This is a genomic window from Variovorax sp. V35 (assembly GCF_041154465.1).
Taxonomy (GTDB): domain Bacteria; phylum Pseudomonadota; class Gammaproteobacteria; order Burkholderiales; family Burkholderiaceae_C; genus Variovorax; species Variovorax boronicumulans.
Window position 1 is genome coordinate 4515878 of the sequence record NZ_AP028666.1, and the last position, 17861, is coordinate 4533738.

The window sequence follows — 17861 nt, forward strand, 5'->3', positions numbered from 1 at the left end:
GACGGAACTGCGCGCCCCGGAATGTCGTTTGTCACAAAAATTTCATCTGCCGCCCTTCCCTCTCACTGCCCCAGCAGACGCCGCTCCTGCGCCGTGAGCTTCGTCTTCTGCGCATCGCCCAGCGGCCCGCGCCCCAGCACCTGCACCGGGCTGTGCACGTCGTAGCCGACCGGGCGCGCCGTGGCGCGGCCCGCGTCGGCCGGCGCGGCGGCGCCGTCGGCGGCCTCGTTGCCGAAGCCCAGCACGCGCACCGAGAACACCGACGGCAGCGCCTGGCGCGCCGCCGCGCGTTCGCGCTGCATCGCCTCCTGCGCCGCGCCCACGGCCTGCGAGGCCGCCGCGCTGGCGTTGGTGAGCGCGCCTACGTTCACCGAAGCCACCACCGGCAGGCCGGCCGACTCGCCCTTGACCTGGATGTTGGCCGCGTTCACCACCTGCAGGGCCGCGAGGTTGACGTTGCCCGACACGCGGATGCCCGCCTCGCCCGCGTCGATGGTGCCCAGCGGCGCGATCAGGTCCATGTCGCCCGCAGGCACTTCGGCGATGGGCGCCAGCGTGGCCAGGCCGGCGCCCGAGCTGGGCACCTGCGACGACAGCTTCACGTTGCCGATGTTGTCGTACACGCGCTTGGGCGGCGTGTAGACCAGCGTGGTCTTGGAACCGCGGCCGGCGTTGATGTCGCCCTGCTCCGACCAGGCCAGGACGTCGCCGCCGAAGGTGGTCATCACGCGCGACAGGCCCAGCAGCAGGCTGCCTTCGCTGAACAGCTGGATGTGGCCCATGCCCTGCGTGATGACGCCCGCGCTGCCCGGCGGCACCGCGCCCTGCACGCCCACCACGATCTGCCCGCCCGGCGCGAGCATCTGGATGTCGCCGCCGAAGTCGGTGTGCACGCCCGAGGGGCCGTACAGGATGATGTCGCCGGTGCGCACGATCTCCTGGCCCGCCGCGTCGAGGTCGGGGAACAGCGTCGCGATCATGCCGCGCCCGCGCAGGTAGCTGCCGTAGCGCGGACCGTCCACGTCGTTGTACTCGCGGCCCCCGGCACGCAGCTCGGCGAAGTACACGCCGCGCAGGAACACGCGTTGCTGCTCGGGCGCCAGCGCCTTGAAGTACGCGAGCGCGCTGCCCGGGTCCTTCACGTCGGCGCTGGTGGCCACGAAGCCGTAGCGCTCCTTCAGCCATGCGGCCAGTTCGGCGTCGTAGGTCTTCACCACGCGGCCCGGCTGGCTGGCCAGCGACTGGCCGGGGCCCGACTCGGCGCGCTTCGCGGGGTCGAGGTAGCGATCGGCGATGGCCGAGAAGTCCGGCCCGCCCACGCCCATCGGGCCCATGCCGGCCATCATCGCGATGCTCGCGCCGGGGCGCGTGTCGCCCTCGGCCAGCGCGCCGCGACTCACCACGCTGGCGCGGTCGTCCTGCGTGATGTGGCGGCCGGCCGACACCTCCAGCGTGCCGGGGCCCGCCACCTGCAGGTTCGCGTACAGGATGTCGCGCCCGGCCTGCACCAGCGACACGTCGCGCGGGTCGTTGTTCACGATCAGCGCCTCGGTGCCGACGATGTCGCGCCCGGCGCGGATGCGTGCCGGCGCGGCCGAGCGGTACCAGGTCTCGGGCGCGGGTTCGCCGCTGGCCTGCACCTTGCGTGCCGTGCCACTGGCCAGGCCCAGGATGTCGCCGCGCACGGCGTAGAACAGCGAGGGCGGCGCATCGGCTGCGTGCAGCGCGCGGGCGCCCAGCGTGTCCGGTCCGAAGGCGAACAGAGGGTGGTTGTCGACCACCCCGTAGTTCGGCACGCCGGGCGATCCGACCATCGAGCCCTCCGGGCTGGTGTTGTAGACCACCGGCTGCTGGCGCGAGTTGTAGCCCACGAAGGCGGGCGCCCAGGGCGTGGGCAGCGGCGTGACCGCGCCCGACATCCCCACCGGATAGCCGCCGCCGAACAGCGAGTTGCCCGCCAGGAACTCGAGCGCGCCCAACGGCGAGGGCGCCAGCACCAGCGCACGGCCGGGCGCCTGCGTGGCGGGCGTGGCCGAGAAGCCGAAGTACAGGCTGCCCGAGGCCGCCGTCGCGCGCAGGATCGACGGGTAGACCGTGACGTTGTCGCTCATGTTGATGCTGCCCAGGTACCGGCCGGCGGCCTCCCGGTTCGCCAGGTCGGTGCCGGGCGTGAGGTTGCCGCCCGCGCTGAACAGGTTGATCGCGGTGCGGTCGGTCCACAGCGTGAACCAGCCCTGGCCGATGCCGTACTCGGTGCCGTCCAGCTTGAATGCCGAGCTGTTCGGCACCCGCGCGCGGCCCGCGTCGGCCACGCTGGTGAGCACCAGGTCGCCCGGCGTGTCCAGGTACATCGCCGAATCGCCCGGCACGAGCACGATGCCGGCATTGCCGACGCCGATGGTCGGGGTGAAGGGGTCGATGGGGCGCGTGTCCTTCACATCACCCTCCTGGCCCGGCAGCGAGAACGCGTACTTGCGGTAGCGCACCTCGACGCCGCCGATGGCGGAGGCCGACACGGTGGCCGCGCCGCGCAGGTTGACCAGGGCGCCGTTGAGGTCCTGGTACTGCGTATTGGTGCCAGAGCTGCCGTACTGCGCCGCGGCCAGGTTGGGGTTGACGACGCCGCCGATGCGCAGCTGCAGGTCGCCGCCGCCGGTGAGCGTCAGTTGCCCGTTCGCGTCGACGCGGCCCGTGCTGCCGACCGCCGCCACGATGGCCTCGCTGCGCTGCCAGACCTGGCCGTTGCCCAGCCGCGTGGTGAGGCCCGCGTCGCCGCCCGCGCGCAGCGTGAGGTTGCCGCCGCCCAGCGTGCCCATGCCGGTGAAGCCCACCAGGAAGGGCTCGGGGCTGCTGTCGGTGCTGAACTGCGCACTGGCCGGCAACGCGTAGGTGCCGAAGTTGATCCACCACGACGTCGCGATGCGGTCGCTGCCGGCCAGGGCCGTGCCCGAGCCCTGGCGCCACAGCCAGTTGCCCACCGCGGCGCTCGGCGCCTGTCCGCGCTCGCCCGAGAAGTGGCCCCAGACGTCGCCGACGACGTTGCCGCCCACCGTGATGTCGAGGTTGCCGCCCTGCTCGGGGTACCACGCCTGGTAGGCCGCGAGCGCGCCGCTGTAGTCCGCCGTCTGCGGGCCGATCACCGAGCCGCCGACGGCCTTGCCGCGTGCGAGGTTGAAGGGGTCGAGGCCGTTGGCGTCGAGCAGCGGCGCCGAGCGCGTGCCGGCCGTGTAGACGCCGAACGGCGACTCCATGACGAAGTTGCCGGCCGCCGCCAGGCCCAGGTCGCCGGTGCCGGTGCGCAGCACGCTGAACATCGGCGACAGCGGCGTGTACTTGGTGACGTCCTTGACGGGGTTGATGACCGTCGTGCAGATGCCCGGCCCCCACTCGCAGATCGTGACGTATTCGGGCAGCACCGGCGTGCCTTCGACGAAGCTCGGGTCCCAGTCGTCGCCGTTGGGGCCCCAGAAGTAGGAAAGGCGCGCCGGGTCGACCACGCAGGTGCCCTCACCACCCCAGTCGCAGTAGCCCGCCTCGAAATCCAGCGGGTCCATCGGCGTTCCCTCGTCGTGGCCCCACATGGGCCCGTTCGGCCCCCACAGGAAGCCGCTGCCGCCCGGCGTGAGCTTGACGTTGTACATCGCGTGGCTGTCGGCCAGGATGAGCGCGCCGTGCTTGGCCGGGTCGACCGCGCGGCGGTCGGCCGAGTCCAGGTCGGCGCCAGCCGTGAGCTGCAGGCTCCAGCTCGTCGTGCCCTGCCCCAGCATCGGCGCCACGGCCCAGTTGCGGCCCTGCACGCCGTCGACTTCGGGCCGCAGGTTCACGGCCGCGTCGTTCGGCAGCTGCACATCGGTCAGCGACGGAATCACCGCGCCGCGCGCCAGCGCGATGGTGCCGTCGGCCTTCATCGCGACCGGCAGGCGCACGCCCTTGGGCCACACCATCGCCTGCACGCTGGCCTCGGCGCGCAGCGCGGTGCCCGCACCCAGCTTCATGCCGCTGTCCAGCACCACGGCCTCGCCCAGCACCGTGCCGGCCTTCAGGCGCACGCTGCCGTCGGCGTTGTAGACGTTGGCGCGCAGCACCGTGCCGGCGGGCAGCGTGTAGGCCGCGCCCAGCGTCACGGTCACGGGCAGCACCGTGCCGGCCGGCAGCGCCATGGCTTCGGCGGGCACGTCGTAGTTCAGCAGCGCGTCCTTCGGGAACACGGTGCCCTTGTCGAGCACCACGCCGTCGATCGGCACGACGATGTCGCCGCCGTCGGGCGTGAACGGCGTGCCGAACTTCGTGCGCTGCTCGGTGAGGTACCAGCCCTTGTCGTCGGGCGTGGCCGGCGGCGGCGCGAAGCCGTCGTTGATGCTGCCGTACACGTTGAGGTTGCCGCCCGCGCGGATCACCAGCACGCCAGGCTCGCCGAAGCCGCGGCGCGCCGGGTCGTTGCGGTTCGCACCGGGGCCGTAGCGGTAGCCCGAGAGGTCGATGTCGCCGACCACGCTGAGGTCGCCCTCGCCGGTGCTGCTGACGATCTCCACGCCGGGGCGCAGGTGGTAGCTGCCCAGGCCCGCCAGGCGCGCCGACAGCGAGGTGTTGGCCAGCGCCTTGTCGATGAAGGCGCTGCTGTGGCCGTCGATCTCGTCGAGGTACTTCTGCGTGATGAGCTGCGGCACATGGCCCGTGACGTCGGGCGCGCTCGCCAGCGGTGCGTCGCTGTAGGTGCGGAAGGCGTTGACCGCGATGCTCTTCGCGCCCTGGATCGCGGGCGTGCCGCCGACGTTCACCGCCACGTCGTCGTCGCCACGTCGCGGCGCGTTCAGCGCGAGCGTGCCGCGCGATGCGCCGTCGTTGCCCTGCGCCGCGCTCACGGCCGTGCCCGCGCGCAGGTCGACGGCCGCGCCGCCGCCCACGGTCAGCGTGCCGTGCGTGCTCGTGAGGTCGACGATGGCGCGGTTCGGGCTGTCGATGATCTTGCCGTAGCTGTCCACGCGCAGGCCGGTGGCGTGCGCGTCGAGCGTGCCGTTCACCGTGAGGTCGCCCTTGGCCGCAAGGCGGATCGCGCCCACCTGGAAGCCGCTGGCGTCGATGCGGCCGTTCACCGTGAGGCTGCCGCCATCGAGCGTGACCTCGACCACGCGCGCCTTCACTTCGTCGCCGATGGCGAGGTCGCCCTGCTTGATCTGGAAGCGGCGCGCGCCCGTCACGCCGCCTTCGTTCAGGCGCGTGTTCAGGCCCGCGAAGTCGGCCACGGTCTGGCCGCGCACGCTGATCTCGGCCGCGTCGTAGGGCACCACCGTGCCGCCCGCGTCGTACGTGCCGCTCGCGGTGCCGAGGATGCGTCCGCCCAGGTCGATGCGGCCCGCACCGGCGCCCAGCGCCGTCGCCTGCAGCGTGCCGCCGCGGTTGTGCGTGGCCGACAGGTCGATCACCGAACCCGCCGCCTGCACAATGTTGCCGGCCGTGCTCGTCACCTCCAGGTCGCCGCCGCGGCTGTAGCGCGTCTGCTCGAAGAACTTCACGGCGCGGCCCGCCAGGTCGATGCGCGAATTGGCGCCCAGCGTCACGTCGCCGCTGGCCGTGAGCTGCAGCTTGCCCGAGGGCAGGCCCACCGTGCCGTCGATGGTGATGTTGCGACCGGTGAGCGCCAGTTGCGCGCCCAGCGCTGCGTCACCGGCGGGCTGCGCGCCTGCCGGTGCGCTCACCACGATATCGCCGCCCGCCGTGATGCGGTTGTTCGAGCCGGCCTCGCCGGTGAGCAGCGGGGTGCGCAGGTTCAGCTGGCCGCCCGTGTGGTCGTAACCCTTGCCCGTCACGTACGCGCCCTGCTGGTGGTACACGCCCAGCGTGCCTTTGCCGTTGGCGGTGATGCGCTCGCTCGCGTTCAGGTTGACCGTGCCGAAGCCCAGCGCGAGCCGGTCCGCCGAGTAGCCCGCGTCGGGTTGCGTGCTGGGCGCGTGGCCCAGCACGATGCGCGCGGCCGACACGTCGAGCGTGCCGTGGCCCAGCAGGCTGCCGATGGCGCCGCCCGGTGCGTTCCCACCGGGAAAGATCTCGTCGTTGCCGGGCGGGCGCGGCGTGAGGCCGGTCCAGATGAATTCGCCGGTCGTGATCTTCGCGGTGTCACCCGCGCCGCCGTAGCCGTAGATGGCGGGCGTGCCCAGCACCAGCCGTTCGATCGACGACACGCCGGTGGCGGGGTCGAGCGTGTCCAGCGACACCGCGCCGTAGATGTTCACCGACTCGCGCGCGTTCAGCACCAGCGTCTCGACCGCGGGCACGCCCTCGCCCTTGTTGCCGGCCAGCAGGTTCGCCAGGATGACCTGGTTCATCGACAGGCCCGACGGCAGCTGGCCGTTGGCCGCCGCCTGCTGCAGCGCCGCGTCGCTGCCCAGGTTGACCGAGGACACCGCCAGCAGCAGGCTCTTCGCGCCATAGCGCACGTTGTCGGCCATCGTGAACGAGCGGTTCGTGGCCACGGCCAGCGTGCCCTCGCCGTACAGCGTGGTGTGGCCGGTGCAGGCGCCGCTGGGGCACGCGCCGATCTGGACCGTGGCGGGTATCCCCCCGGCGACGGGCGGCAGCAGGTTGATCCAGCCGTTCGACAGGCCCAGCACCCCGCCCAGGCCCGCCGAGAACACCACGCCGTCGGTGGAATCGTAGGCCGGCGCACCGGCGCCCAGCGTGTTCAGCGACGCGCCCTGCTCCACCTGGATGCCGTCGCCGTAGCCGCCGGCCACGAGGAAGATTTCCGCGCCGCGCAAGGTCGCGCCGCTGCGCACGACAACATGGCCGGTGTTCGACTTGAAGGTTGCGTAGTTGTCGGCATACGGCAGATCGATCTGGCCGCCCAGGATCATCCGTGGCGCGCCGAAGGCGTTGAGCTGGTCGGCCTGCAGCGACGCGCCCGTGAACCCGGCCGTGCGCTGCGCGCCCGGCGCCGTCACCTCGATGGCGATGCCCTTCGCCGACAGCGTGCCGCCGAAGCCCGTGCTGCCGGCCGCCGGGTTGAACAGCGCCGTGCCGTCGAACTGCAGCATCGACACGCCGTCCTTCGGCTTGGAATAGAAGTAGTCCAGCAGCAGGTTGCGGGCGTCGGCCGCGATCTCGCCGCGCACGCCGCCGCGGCGTGCCGCGTCGGCCACCACGAAGGCGTCGTAGCCCATCTCGTTGTAGCTGGCGTGCTGCTTCACCAGCGCCGCCGGCGTGACGACCAGGTGGCTGGCCAGCGACGACTTCACCGCCGTGTTCGCCACGCCGAGGTAGCCGCTCGCCACGTACGAGCCGTAGCCGGCCGGCAGCGGCGTCGCGGGCAGCGCGCTTTGCGCCCCCACTTCCACGCGGAAGGCACCGGGCAGCAGCGCGTAGGTCGAAGGCAGCAGCGTGTAGGTGCCGGCCTTGAGCCCGCCCACGTCGTGATCGAGCGTGACCTGCCGGCCGATGGCCGGCTCGCCCGCGCCCGCGTCCGGCGACACCGGCGCGTAGCCGCCCTGGAAGCCCGGCACGATGGCGTACACGCCGTTGCCCGCCTTGCTGAAGGTGTTGGCCGGATTGGCGTTGGCCAGCGGCGTGCGCAGCACGTCCACCGAGCCGCCGCGTCCGCTCACGAAGCCCGCGCCCGTGAGCTCGCCGCCACCCGACAGGTCGAGCAGCGCGCCCTGGTGCCCGACCACGCTGTCGCCCGTGAGCAGGATGCCGCTGCTGCCGATGGCGCGCTTGTCGATGGGCGCGCCCGCCACGCTGTAGCCGATGCCGTCGGTCGTGCCGCCGTAGGGCATGACCAAGCCGGCGCCGCTGACCGAGGTGATGCTGCCCGGCAGCAGGTCGACCACGGTGGCGCGCGCCTCGAAGGTGCTGCGCCCGTCCTGTCCCACGATGAGGTTGCCCAGCGGCGCGCGCACGATGCCGCCCTGGCGCACCGTGCCGCCCCCGAGCGCCAGGGTGCCGAATGCCGACTGCGGCATCGCCACGTCGCCCTCGACCTGGCGGCGGATGTCGAGCACGCGGCCCTCGTCGTAGCCCGCGCGGATCTGCGCATTGGCGCCGGTGGCGGGGTAGATCTGCGCGGCGGTGAGCGTGAGGTCGCCCAGCGTCGCCAGCTCGGTCGTGGTCGCGCCCAGCAGGCCGAGCGTGGGCGTGCCGCCCAGCAGGCGCAGGTCGCCGCGGCTGGTCATGTGCACGGTGTCGAAGCCGCGGCGGTCCACCACCTGCGCGGGGCCGGTCTTCATGGCGATCTCGCCGTGCGCGCCGAAGCCCACGCGGTCGCGGATGTCGATCAGGTCGGCCTCGGCCGTGAAGGTGGCCTCGCTCGCGCGGGCCGATGCGCCGTGGCGCCAGGTGGTGGTGTAGATCACCTCGTTGTCCTGCTTCGGCGCGCCGGTCACGCCGGCCAGCCGCAGGTAGGACGAGGCGAGCCGCACGCTCGAATCGGTGGCCGCGCTGTCGGCCAGCGCGAAGCTGCCGGCGTACAGGCGCAGGCTCTGCGCGGTCGTGAGGTCGACGTGGCCGTCGAAGCTCATCAGGCCATTGACCAGCAGCGACAGGTTGCCGAAGCCGCCGTCGCGCACCTGGTCCGCGCTCAGGCGCCCCTTGCCGTAGGCCAGCGCCGCGTCGGCATGGCCCGGCTTGAGGGTGGCCGGCAATCCGCTGGGCTGCTGCGCCTGCGAGATCACCAGCTCGCGCGCCTGCCGCACGGCGTCGTCGACGGTGTAGATCTTCGAGAACACCGGCGCTTCGAGCGCCACCGCGAGCGTGCCGCCCGCCGCATTCGCGCCGCCCGCGTGGGCGCGCAGCGTGCCGTCCAGGTACAGGCTGTGCGCCGACTTGAGCACGATGCTGCCACCGTCGCTGGCCACGTCGAGTTCGCGCCACAGGCCGCCCACGGCCGGCACGTCGATGCGCGCGTGGCTGCCCGAGGCATCGAGCAGCGCACCGGGGCGGATGACGATCGCGAGGTCAGGTGCGTTGGCCGCGCCCTTGGCTTCCCAGTCGAGCGCGCCGCCGATGGCGATGGTGCCGCCGTTGCGCACCGTGCCGTAGCGGCGGCCGTCGTCGCCGATGCCGGTCTGCGCGCGCGCCGCCACGTCGAGCACCGCGCCTTCGCCGATCCACACCGAGCGGTTGTGCGGCTGCAGCGAGGTGCTCAGCGGCGAATTGAAAGCCGGCGCCTCGATGCCGATGGCGATGCGCCCGCCCCAGGCGTTGAGCCGGCCGTCCACCACGACGCTGCTCTGGCCGCCGCCGAGCAGCTGGATCGAGCGGCCCGGATCGACCGTCACCACCGCGCCCGCGCCGATGGCGAGGTTGCCGCCTTCGGTGATGCGGCGCTGCGCGCGCAGCACGAGGTCGGCGCCCTGGCGCTGCACGACCTCGCGGTTCACCGTGTCCTGCTGCAGCAGCGGCGGCGTCCACAGTTGCAATGCGATGCCGGCTTCATGATCGGCACCGGCCCCAGGGGCGATGCGGTAGACCGGCATGACCACGTCGAGCTGCGCGCCCGGCGCGACCGTGAGGCCCGCGTGGCCGTTGAAGTCGTAGGTGGAAAAGCCCGACTGCAGGCGCGACGCGTCGAGCACGAGCTGCGTCGCGTCCGACAGCGCCGGGTCGGGACCGATGAGCAGCGCGTGGCCCGTTTCGATCTTCAGCGTGCCGCCGCCGGTCGCGCCATGGCCGCGGATCTCGCCGCCGAGCGACAGGCGCCCCTTCGCATCGGTGGGCGACGCGGCCGAGTCGGCCACCAGCGTCACGTTGCCGCCCTTGCCGCCCCTTTGCTTGCCCTTGGCCAGCAGCGCCGCGCCCGACGACACGTCGATCAGGCTGCCCTGCCCGACCGTCACGCCGTGCGTCGATTCGAGGCGCACCGTGCCGCCGTCGATGACCGCGAGCGTGGCCGAGTCCTCAGGCGCCGTGCCGATGTCGACGCGGCGCCCGCGCAGGTCGAGCGTGACGCCGTCGCGCACGGTGAGCGACGAATCGGCGTCCTTCGCCAGCACGCGCGGCTGGGCGCCCGCCACCGGCGACGTGAAGACATTGCCGGCTTCCAGCGCGCCGCCGCGCACCGTGACGTCGGCGCCGATGTCGATGAACGCGCCGAGCAGGGCCATGCGCCCGCCGTCGGCCAGCGTGAGCGCCTTCTCGACGTTGATGCTGCCGCGCGTGCCGATGTCGAGCACCGACAGGCGCTGCGCATTCAGGTGCGCCGCGTCGAGCCACAGCGTGCCGATGCGCTCGTCGGCCAGCGCGTCGGCCGCGGCCATCTGTTGCGTGATCGGTGCCACGTCGCCGAAGCGCACGTCGGTGTCGAACAGGTCGATGCGGCCCAGCGCGCCGTAGCGCCCCACCGCCAGCACGCCGCCGCGCGCCACCGCGCTCTGCGACTGGCGGTAGCCGTCGTCCAGCGCGGCGTCGCGGGCGCGCGTCTGCTGCGCGCCGTTGAACACCTCGGCCACGATGTCGCCTTCGAGCACCGCCGTGGGCGCGCTCACCACCAGCCGGCCGGCGTCGCGCCCGACGGTGTAGCCGTTCTCCAGCGAGCGTTGCGGCGCGATCAGCGGGTTGTAGAAGTAGTCGGTGTTCTTCTTGCCCCAGCGCACGTGCTCGGCCTCGAAACCCTTGTAGACGCCGTCGAAGAGCATGTCCGACGGCGCCTTGTCCAGGCTGTAGAGGCGCCCGTCGCTGCCCTTGAGCCAGGTCTGGTTCAGGAAGCCGGTCTGCACGTTCAGCGAGCCGCCCGACAGGTTGACGTTCGAACCCGCCTGCGTGAGCACCTCGGCGCCGCCCAGCACCACGGTACCGCCCTGCGCGGCCCATTCGCCGATGCCGTGGCCCTGGTTGCCCAGGTAGCCGCCGACCTCGAGCAGGCCGCCCGCCGCGTACCAGCGCTCGCCCTCATAGCCGCCCACGCCGGGCGCCACGCGCACCAGCTTGCGCCGGTCGATCCACACGTCGCTGTTGAACAGCTTGCCGCTCTCGCGGTTGCGCGGGGCGTCGCGCGTCTCGTTGCCCTGCACGCTGACCTTGACGTTGTTCGATTCCATCGTCACGTTCACGCCCACGGCGCCCGACACATCGAGGCGCGCCTTGTCGGCCACGAAGCTGCGGCGCGCGGCGCTGGCCGCGATCTGCCCGCCGGTGGCCAGCGTGAGCGACTCGCCCTCGAAGCGGATGTCGCCGCCCGAGACGATCTCGATGCGCGACTGGTCGCGCCGGTCCGACAGCCGCGAGAGGTTGTCGAAGAGCGCAGGCGGCACGAGCGCGCGCGCGGCGTCCTGCGCGGCCGACTCCTTGAGGAGCGCGTCGCGCTGGCTGTCGAGCGCGCTGGCCTTGCCGTCGTCCTCGATCAGCACGGCCGTGACCGCGCCCTTGCCGACGGCCACGTTGCCGCGCGTGTCGGCGGCCGAGTTCAGCAGGTGCACCGTGCCACGCACGGCGACGGTGGAGGTGGCCAGCGCCACGCCGTCCTGGCGCACGTCGCGGCCGGCCAGCGTGATGTCGCCTTCGCGCGCCACGATGAGGCCGGTGTTGCGCACCGTGCCCGCCGTGCTGTCGGCCACGAACTGCGGCGCGATCTCGTTGCCGCGCGTGGTCGAGAAGGCATTGGCCTCGGTGCCCAAGCCCTTGCGGATCACGAAGCTGTCGCCCGCGGCGAGTTGTGCCTGGCCCTTGCGCGCGGCGATCTCGCCGGCATTGGCCACCTCCTTGCCCAGCAGCAGCACGTAGCCGCCGCCCTGCGTGACGGAGCCGGGCTCCTTGGTGGTCAGCCGTGCGCCGGCCTGCACCTCGACCTTGCCCTGGTCTTCCTTGCGCGTGGTGAAGCTCGGCGCGGTGTCGTTCGAGTAGATGCCGCGCGCCTTGAACTGGTCGTCGCCGATGTGAGCGGCAGCGGCCACGAGGTTGCGCGTGTCGGTCTGGCTGGTGCCGCTGAACACGATGCCGTTGCGGTTGGCGACGAGCACCGTGCCGTCGGCCTTGATCTGGCCCTGGATCTGCGACGGCCGCGCCTTCGGGTCGTTCACGCGGTTGAGCACGGCCCAGTCGGCCTGCTGCTTGAAATCGACCGTGGTGTTGCGCCCGACGTTGAAGGTCTCCCAGTTCAGGATGGCCTTGTCTGCCGTCTGCTCCACGGTGACGACGGTGCGGCCGTCGACCTGCTTCTGCGAATCGCGGTTGAGCGCGCGGGCGTTGAGCCAGCCGGCACTGAGCGAATTGGTGTCGACCTTCAGGCCGCCCTCGGCCAGGCCGTCGGGCACCGAGGGTTCGTTCAGCGCGGCGGCGCGTGCGGCGGCCTGCGCGGCCTGCTGCGCGGCAATCGCCTGCGCCGCGAGGCCCAGGTTGCCGAGCGACTGGCGCAGCTGCTCGTTGGCTTTCTGCTGCTGCGCCAGCGGGTTCGTCAGCATCGAGGCCGGCGTGCCGTTGGGCAGGTAGCCCGTGACCACGGCGGTGCCCTGCGCCACGTTCTTCTGCGCCATCCATGCGGCGCTGAAGGCGCGCTGCGCCTGTGCATTGCCCGCCAGGCCCGCCATGGCCAGCGCGAGGGCGGCGGCGTGCGCGACCGGCGCGCGGCGGAATGTCTTGTTGCTCATGTCATACCCCAGAGAAAAACCGTTCTGGAGAAGAGACCGGGCTCACCGGATGCGACCGACACGCGCGCTGCAAAAGTTCGGGAGAATTTGCTAACGAAGACGACGCGCCGCTTTTTTCACAGCCGCGTCACACAGCGCGGCTATCCGAGCAGCACGATGCCGGCGGGCAGCGACGTGAGCTTCGCGCCGTAGCTCACGGCGATCAGCGTCTCGACATGCGGCAGCTCGTCCAGCCGCAGCCGCGCCTGCACCTTGCGGCGGCCGAGTTCGGCGCGCGTGACGATGAGGCGGCCCGGGCGGTAGCGGTTGATCTCGTCGACCACGGCCGCGAGCGGCGTGTCGTCGAACACCAACACGCGCTCGCGCCAGGCGGCCACCGCCGCGAGGTCGGGCGCACGCGCCACCTCGGCCTCGCGCCGGCCGCCGTAGCGGATCTGCTGCGCCTGCCCGGCCACCAGGACGCGCTCGCCGTCGCGCAGCTCGACCGAGCCCGCGAAGCAGGTCACGCACACCTCGCCACCGGTGGCGCGCACATTGAAGCGGCTGGCCGACGCGGCCACGAGGCGCGCGCCGCCCACCGTCATGGTGAAGGGCGCGCGGCGCGCCGCATCGAGCTGCACCTGCGCCTCGCCGCCGAGCATGTCGAGCACGGGCGGCTCGCCCTCGGCGCCGCGCGCGAGGTTGAGGCTGGTCTGCGTGTTCATCTCGACCACCGCCGCCGCGTCGGCCAGCACCACGCGGCGCTGCTCACCGGTGCCGGTGCGGTAGTCGGCCGTCATGTCGGACAGCGCGGGCCACAGGCCGGCCGGCGGGCGCACCACCACGAAGGCGGCGGCACCGGCCGCGAGCGCGGCGCCGAGGAACTGGCGGCGGCCGAACATCGGCGGGCGCGACATGGCGATGGCCGTGGCCGCGCGCGGCGGTGTGTCCGTCGCGGGCATGCGCCGTGCCACCGCTTCGGCGGCGGGCCGGGTCAGGTCCCACAGGCGCGTCGCCTCGGCCATGGCCTGCGCGTGCTGCGGGCTGCGGGCGCACCAGCGGCGGAAATCCTGCGCGTCGCCGGTGGTGCCGCGGCCGGAGGTCAGGCGCACGAGCCAGTCGTGCGCCTGCGTTTCCAGCGCGGCGCGTTCGCGGTCGATTGGAGTGGGTGCGGCCATCATGTCTTTAGAAGGTGTGAATGGATCCGCCGTGGCCGAGCAGCCCGTTCAGGCACGTCCCATCAAGGCGCAAAGCGCAGCCATAGCCAGGGCTATGGCGAGCATTTGCAACGCGGAGGGGGCGTGTCTGGGCGGGATGAGCGGGCATGGCGGGTTCGTTCACACCTTCTCTGACTGTTTTCCCGCGCCGGGACCGAACCTTTGGATCACATCGCGGCCCAATCGGCCGGCGCAATGCACCAGCGCGGCCTTCACTTCACGCTCGACGATGCGCACCGACACGCCGTAGCGCCGCGCCAGGTCGGCATGCGGCGTCTCGTCCACGCGCGAGGCGATGAAGATGTCGCGGCGGCGGCGCGGCAGCTCTTCGAGTGCGCGCTCCAGCGCCTGCACCTCGCTGCGCGCCTCCGAGACGCGGGCCGGGTCGTGGCTGTCGTCCGAGAAATGCAGCAGCTCCTCGACCTCCACGAAGTCGAGCAGCCGCCCGTGGGAGATGCGCCGGTCTTCCGCCACGTTCGACGCGATGCGCAGCAGGTAGGCCATGGGGCTTTGCACCGGGCCGGGGTCGCTCATGCGCTGCACGCGCAGCCAGGTCTCGTGCAGCACGTCGTCGGCCTGCTCTTCCGAGCCCAGGCGGCGACGGAGCCGACTGCGGAAGTCGATGTAGCGGCTGGTCAGCAGGCTGCGCAGGAAGCCGGGGGTGTCCTGTTCCACGGCGTGCTCAGGGAGAAACCGCTGCGTCGCAGACGTCGGGGCGGTCGCCGGTGCGCGGCAGCAGCAGCACCGTGAGCGGCTGGTCGGCCTCGCCTTCGGGCGGACGGTCGAGCACCAGCGTGTTCATCGCGGCTTCGAGCGCGGCGTCGCGCTGCGCCAGGCCGGTGGAACTGAGCAGCCGCGTGCGCCGCACATGGCCGCTTGGGCCCACCCACAGCTGCACGAGCGCGCGGTAGGTGCCGGGGCGCGCATGCGGCCAGCGGCACAGCGTGCGCTCCAGCGCCTGCTGCACCACGCGCGCGTCGCGCGGGGACATGGCGGGGGCGGCGGGCGCGGCCGGCGCCGTCGCAACCACGGGCGGCGCCGCCTCGGCCTCGACCAGCGTGAAGGTGCGCGCGTCGGTGTGGCGCGCGGCCAGCCGCGTGCCGGCCAGCAGGCGCTGCAGCGCCTCGCGCGGGGTGAACAGGCCGTGCAACGCGGCGGATTCGAGGCCGGCGGTGAGCTGCCCGTCGAAGAACACGGACTGCCCCGTTGCCTGCGCATAGACCTGCACGGCGGTGGCCAGCGGCTGGGCCGGCAGGTCGAAAGCGATGCGCCCCACCGCATCGGGCGAAGGCGCAGGTTCGCCGGCATGCGACACGGCCGCGAGGGACAGAATTCCGAGGATCAGGGTCAAGACACACACCCACCGTGACCGAGCAACGCGAGACATGCCGGGTCCTGTGACGAAGGAGGAATCGCAGGCGCCGGGCTGGTGCCGCGTACTGCTTTGGTGCTCGGAATGCTAGTGACGCTTTGTGACAGCTTGAATGCATCGCAGCCACCGACCACGGTCCGAAGCGCCCCTGTCGCTGGCGACAATGCCCCCATGACGTTCGACCTCTTCGACGCCCCGCCACGCGCCGCGCGCGAGCCGATCGGCCCGGCCGCCTTCGTGCTGCCGGGCTTTGCATTGCCGCGCGCCGAGGCGCTGCTCGACGCCATCGACGCCATCGACGGCGTGGCGGCGCGCGCGCCGTTCCGCCACCTGGTCACGCCGGGCGGCTTCACCATGTCGGTCGCGCTCACCAACTGCGGCGCGCTCGGCTGGACCAGCGACCGGCGCGGCTACCGCTACAGCGCGGTCGACCCGGACAGCGGCGTGCCCTGGCCCGCGATGCCCGAGGTCTTTGCGCAGCTCGCGCGCGACGCGGCGGCGCTGGCCGGCTTCGACGGCTTTGCGCCCGACGCCTGCCTGGTCAACCGCTACCAGCCGGGCAGCCGGCTCTCGCTGCACCAGGACCGCGACGAGCGCGACCACGGCGCGCCGATCGTGTCGGTGTCGCTGGGCATGCCGGCGGTGTTCCAGTTCGGCGGGCTCGCGCGCGCCGACAAGACCACCCGCATTCCGCTGGTGCACGGCGACGTGGTGGTGTGGGGCGGCGTGGACCGGCTGCGCTTTCATGGCGTGCTGCCGCTCAAGGACGCACCGCATCCGCTGCAGGCGCGGCTCGGCGCGCAGCGCATCAACCTCACCTTCCGCAAGGCAGGCTGATGCGCGCATGACGAGTTCGACGACCCCCACCACCGAATCCCCCGGCCGCGCCATCCGCGCGCTCTACGCCGCGCTGTGGCACTTCGCGGCCGGTGCGCGTGCGCAGCTGCTGGCCGCCACCGCGCTGCTCGCGAGCTCGCAACTGATCCGCCTCACGCTGCCCTACCTCGCCGGCCAGGCCATCAACGCGCTGCAGCGCGGCGACCTGCCCGCGGCGGGCCGCTGGATCGCCACGCTCGCGGGGGTGTACGTCGGCGCGTGGGGGCTGCACGGGCCGGGCCGCATCCTCGAGCGCAACGTGGGCCTGAAGGTGCGCGAGACGCTGGCCGACCAGCTCTATGCGCGCATCGCCGCCGCGCCACTCGCATGGCACGACAGCCACCACTCGGGCGAGCAGCAGCACCGCGTGCACCAGGCCAGCCGCGCGCTCGCCGACTTCGCGCAGAACCAGTTCATCTGGCTCACCAACGCCGTCAACTTCGTCGGGCCGCTGGTGGCGCTGGCGCTGCTGTCGCGCACCAGCGGCGTGACGGCGCTCGCGGGCTATGTGCTGATCGGCGTGGTGATCGTGCGCATCGACCGCGCGCTCATGAAACTCGCGCGCGCCGAGAACGACGCCGACCGGCGCTACGTGGCCGCGCTGCTCGACTTCCTGGGCAACGCCTCCACGGTGATCGGCCTGCGGCTGCAGGGCGCGTCGCGCCTGTTGCTGCGCCGTCGCATGGCGGCCGTGTCGCTGCCGCTGAAGCGCACCGTGGTGCTCAACGAAGGCAAGTGGTTCGCGGTCGACCTGATGGGGCTGGCGCTGACCTGGGGCCTGGTCGTCATCTATGTGTGGCAGGCGCGCGCGCCGGGCCAGGCCGTGATGCTGGGCGCGGTGTTCATGATCTACCAGTACGCGCAGCAGGCGGCGGGCGTGGTCACCTCGGTGGCGGCCAACTTCAGCTTCTTTGCGCGCATGCACACCGACTACAGCAGCGCCGAGCCGATCTGGCATGCGCCGACGAGCCCCACGCTCGAGGCCCCGCCCGAGGCAGTGCCGGCGCACGAACGCATCGACGCCCAGGCGCCGTGGACGCAGCTGCAGGTCGCGCAGCTGCAATGGCGCTACGCCCCGCGCGGCGTCGTCGCCGTCACCGTCGCCGATGATCCGGCCGCGCCCGCACGCAGCGGCCTGCACGACGTGGCGCTCTCGCTGCGCCGGGGCCAACGCGTGGCGCTCGTGGGGCCTAGCGGCGGCGGCAAGAGCACGCTGCTGCGCGTGCTGGCCGGCCTGTATGCGCCGCACGGCGGCACGCTCTCGCTCGACGGCGAGCGGACCGACTGGGCCCGGCTGCGCCAGCTCGCCACGCTGATCCCGCAGGAGACCGAGCTGTTCGAGGCCAGCGTGCGCGAGAACCTGGCCTTCGGTCGCCCCTGCGACGATGAGCGCCTGCGCGCCGCGCTGCACACGAGCACCTTCGACGAGGTGCTGCAGGCCACGCGCGGCGACCTCGACAGCGCGATCTCGGAACGCGGCTTCAACCTGTCGGGCGGCCAGCGCCAGCGGCTGTGCCTGGCGCGCGGCGTGCTCGCCGCCGAAGGCAGTTCGCTGCTGCTGCTCGACGAGCCGACCAGCGCGCTCGACGCCGCCACCGAGGCGCGCGTGCTGGGGCGCATTGCGGCGGCGTTTCCGCAGGCCTGCGTGATCGCCTCGGTGCACCGGCTGAGCCTGCTCGAACGCTTCGACACGGTGATCCTCATGGAAGCCGGCCATGTGCGCGACCACGGCCCGCGCGACGAGGTGATGGCGCGCCAGCCGATGCTTCGGGAGGCAGTGTCCGGCAACAAGCAGTAGGAACCCTCCTGCGCCAGAACGCGGCGTTCACACCCGCCGCGCTGGCA

Annotated in this window: 6 protein-coding genes; 2 read left to right on the forward strand and 4 right to left on the reverse strand. The window is 72.6% G+C overall.

Annotated features, from left to right (window positions below; all coding sequences use genetic code 11):
- Positions 1 to 62: 62 nt before the first annotated feature.
- The 4 genes from ACAM42_RS20960 to ACAM42_RS20975 all read right to left on the reverse strand — a co-directional run bounded on the left by ACAM42_RS20960 (position 63) and on the right by ACAM42_RS20975 (position 15119).
- Positions 63 to 12572: a filamentous haemagglutinin family protein gene (locus tag ACAM42_RS20960; protein ID WP_369629248.1), complete on the reverse strand. Its 12510-nt coding sequence runs from the start codon at positions 12570 to 12572 to the stop codon at positions 63 to 65.
- Positions 12573 to 12712: 140 nt separating this feature from the next.
- A complete protein-coding gene (locus tag ACAM42_RS20965; RefSeq protein ID WP_369629249.1) occupies positions 12713 to 13732 on the reverse strand; it encodes a DUF4880 domain-containing protein in 1020 nt (339 codons plus the stop codon).
- Between the two features lie 156 nt (positions 13733 to 13888).
- On the reverse strand, positions 13889 to 14443 hold the full coding sequence (locus ACAM42_RS20970; protein WP_369629250.1) for an RNA polymerase sigma factor: 555 nt from the start codon (positions 14441 to 14443) through the stop codon (positions 13889 to 13891).
- Positions 14444 to 14450: 7 nt separating this feature from the next.
- Positions 14451 to 15119, reverse strand: a complete 669-nt coding sequence (locus ACAM42_RS20975) for an STN domain-containing protein (RefSeq protein ID WP_369629251.1) — start codon at positions 15117 to 15119, stop codon at positions 14451 to 14453.
- A 192-nt stretch (positions 15120 to 15311) separates the two neighbouring features.
- Here ACAM42_RS20975 and alkB point away from each other — a divergent pair, with 192 nt between their 5' ends.
- Both alkB and ACAM42_RS20985 read left to right on the forward strand, forming a co-directional pair.
- Positions 15312 to 15977: a DNA oxidative demethylase AlkB gene (gene alkB, locus ACAM42_RS20980; protein WP_369629252.1), complete on the forward strand. Its 666-nt coding sequence runs from the start codon at positions 15312 to 15314 to the stop codon at positions 15975 to 15977.
- 7 nt (positions 15978 to 15984) lie between these two features.
- Positions 15985 to 17814: an ATP-binding cassette domain-containing protein gene (locus ACAM42_RS20985; RefSeq protein WP_369629253.1), complete on the forward strand. Its 1830-nt coding sequence runs from the start codon at positions 15985 to 15987 to the stop codon at positions 17812 to 17814.
- The last annotated feature ends 47 nt before the right edge of the window (positions 17815 to 17861 follow it).